The following is a 2,511-nucleotide window of genomic DNA, read 5'->3' as shown; positions in this document are numbered from 1 at the left end:
ATTCGGCCAGGACGGGAATTCGAACGAAACCACAAGGTGAACAAGCGCAATCATTACATGAATTATAAACCTTGCCGTTAAGTTTATGACATTGACAGTTTATTGCTTGTATCATCAAACGGAATACTCTTAATAGAATTATATGTAAGCTCAGCTTTTTCGGATTGCCACCAAAATAATAACATTCCTGTTAGTATTGTAACTAATCCAGTAATCAATGCTGTTGCAATAATTGATTTCCAGTTCATGCTTAGATTTTCTCCCTAAAAGAATCTAACAATATGTTCGCAACGTTGCATAATGCCTACTTAAAATCACCACTATTTGGAATGATTAAACATCCTTCGCCCAAAATTGCAACAGTCAATTAAATGCTCTCTACAATTTCTTTTATTTTGGCCAGACGACCGTTGACTTATGGTATGAAAAAACTCAATTCTGCGTTTCGGCCACCTCACCAATAACAGATCAAGTACACATGTCCACGGCATGGGCCTTTTCCGAGCAGTTCTGAAAAAAGTCCAGATTTTTACCCCGAAAATTTTGTATACTGTCTTTGTCCTGATCCATCAGGATGATTCCAACATTTTTAAAGGAGGGCATCATCATGAAAATGTCGCAGGCAATCAAGAATTTTCTGGCGTATCAAGAACTCAATTCAAAAAAAACACCATTCAAAATTATCGGTACTTCCTGGCGGTTTTCCAAAAGCAATTCGGCAGACGGGATGTATCGGAAGTAACATCGGATGAAATCATGGAGTTTCTGGTCAAAATCACTGAAGGCCTGAAACCCTCAACCAAGAAACTCAAATATTCCCTTCTCAAAAGCCTCTTCAATTTTGTCAAAAATACTGCCGTGCCCGATCTTCCCAATCCATGTGACTCTACTGTCCTTGCAAAAACTTTTCGAGTGTCCAAATTGCCGCCCTGGACAATCTTATATGTTATGCGGTTATATTTTAATTTCTATATGTAATTACAAAATTTGCGCATATGCTACGCAACTCGGCCATTATTGGGTATTAAATGTATTTCTTGCGGGTGAACTCACGGGCGCGATACATGATCCGCTGTTTACCCCCTCCCAAAAAATGTTTCCGGGGACACATTTTTTTAAACTATAATTCTTTAATAAAAGAAGAAATGCGTTTTAGCGGGAATAAACTCCTCTTTTGATGGTCTTTTCCATGCTGGTAGTATTTGTTTATTAACATTATATGAGCTGAAATTGGGACATTTTTTTTCAAACTCATCTATATCTCTCTCATATTGATCACTTATTTGGATGTCAAATGTTGTTTTATCCACACCCGCCTGGGAAAAAATTGGTGTAAATGGACCAGATCTTATCTCTGATTCTAATTTTTTATTTCTCAAAAACATATGAATATTCCCAATATAAATAATTTGTTTTTTAGAAGCATCAAAATTTAACAAAATTGGCGCTTCAAAGCGAGGCGGATCACCTGTTATGCTGTCAAATCTTAATACTTTTCCCCTGATACTGTGTAGAAGCATATTACCCTCATCCAACTCCAGAATATGAAGATAATAGCTTCGATCTTCAGATAGAAAACGATGATGCGGTCCAGTTACACTAAATCGATATTTTTGGGATTCTTTAGTATGTTCGTCATCAATTAAAAACAAAGTTGGTAATAAAGTGTGTTTCCCCCCGGCTACGGATGCTCTGCTTGTTGCCAAAACAATACATTTATTGTCTAAATTAGCAAAGTTTTTAAGTATTATTTTGTTATAGTCGGGAGCTTTTGACGATGCACAGCCTGTAATAAAATACATGAGGGAGATACAAGTTATATACAATAACAATTTGAACTTTGGCATAAATTTCCTCCTTCTTTTTTTGTATGTTCTCCTTTTTCGTTTATCCCGCCACAATTTTTCCACTAAATTGATGAATATGAACTAACTCGGGGAACCCGCAACTCATGTGCCTTACCCTCCATTTCCTTGTTTTTTTGACAGAAACTGAGGAATAAGGCACTAACGCCGGAATCAGCATTATCAATGCAAATAGCATTCCGTTTTTTTGATAGCCTGATAAGTCCGCGCTGACTTTTTTACAACTTTTTTAACCATTTTTTTTCTTAGGAAAAAATGCCATAAATCGGGCATACCTATGAAAAAAATATCCAAGAGTGTGAAATGATTGCCACATAGAGATCCCCTAAAAGGAATCTACTCATTTTTTTAGATGGAATTAAAATTTTAAATATTGCTTAACACGAACATCCCGATTTTTTAATTGGATTCAGAAAAATAACTGTTTATTGAAACAGAAAATAAGGAAAATCAGGGTGAGCTTTAATGGTATCATTGAATCCCGAGAACCTTTCCAGGCAGTGCGTTGACTACTCCAGCATTGTGTTCCGGCACCTTTGAATGAAGCTGTGAGCACTTCTTCAGCCAGTCCTTCCCCCAAAATGTATTTTTTACCGTTTCATCGATGAAACGGTTTACAGCCGCTGGGAATGATTCTTGTGGCCGG

At 36.8% G+C, this 2,511-nt stretch carries 4 protein-coding genes; 2 read left to right on the top strand and 2 right to left on the bottom strand.

What is annotated here, in order from left to right:
- Positions 1–83: 83 nt before the first annotated feature.
- Positions 84–248: a hypothetical protein gene (locus B147_RS31710; protein ID WP_157237812.1), complete on the bottom strand. Its 165-nt coding sequence runs from the start codon at positions 246–248 to the stop codon at positions 84–86.
- Between the two features lie 359 nt (positions 249–607).
- On the opposite strand from B147_RS31710, the gene B147_RS32800 reads away from it, so the two are divergent.
- Both B147_RS32800 and B147_RS33465 read left to right on the top strand, forming a co-directional pair.
- On the top strand, positions 608–742 hold the full coding sequence (locus tag B147_RS32800) for a guanine nucleotide-binding protein subunit gamma (RefSeq protein ID WP_245568959.1): 135 nt from the start codon (positions 608–610) through the stop codon (positions 740–742).
- The gene (locus B147_RS33465; RefSeq protein ID WP_425387014.1) at positions 694–978 is read left to right on the top strand and encodes a hypothetical protein; all 285 of its coding nucleotides are present in this window, start codon (positions 694–696) and stop codon (positions 976–978) included. Before B147_RS32800 ends, B147_RS33465 begins: the two co-directional genes overlap by 49 nt.
- Before the next feature lie 152 nt (positions 979–1,130).
- Here the strand turns inward: B147_RS33465 and B147_RS0107445 are convergent, their stop codons facing one another.
- Positions 1,131–1,847, bottom strand: a complete 717-nt coding sequence (locus B147_RS0107445) for a hypothetical protein (RefSeq protein ID WP_020586588.1) — start codon at positions 1,845–1,847, stop codon at positions 1,131–1,133.
- Positions 1,848–2,511: the final 664 nt, after the last annotated feature.

The organism is Desulfobacter curvatus DSM 3379 (genome assembly GCF_000373985.1).
Lineage (GTDB): Bacteria > Desulfobacterota > Desulfobacteria > Desulfobacterales > Desulfobacteraceae > Desulfobacter > Desulfobacter curvatus.
The sequence above is the reverse complement of the archived record's forward strand: the minus strand, read 5'-3'. Positions and strand labels throughout refer to the sequence as shown.

What these genes read in the sequence shown, in the direction of transcription:
- B147_RS31710 (WP_157237812.1), bottom strand. Translation starts at nt 248, where the DNA reads ATGAACTGGAAATCAATTATTGCAACAGCATTGATTACTGGATTAGTT.
- B147_RS32800 (WP_245568959.1), top strand. Translation starts at nt 608, where the DNA reads ATGAAAATGTCGCAGGCAATCAAGAATTTTCTGGCGTATCAAGAACTC.
- B147_RS0107445 (WP_020586588.1), bottom strand. Translation starts at nt 1,847, where the DNA reads ATGCCAAAGTTCAAATTGTTATTGTATATAACTTGTATCTCCCTCATG.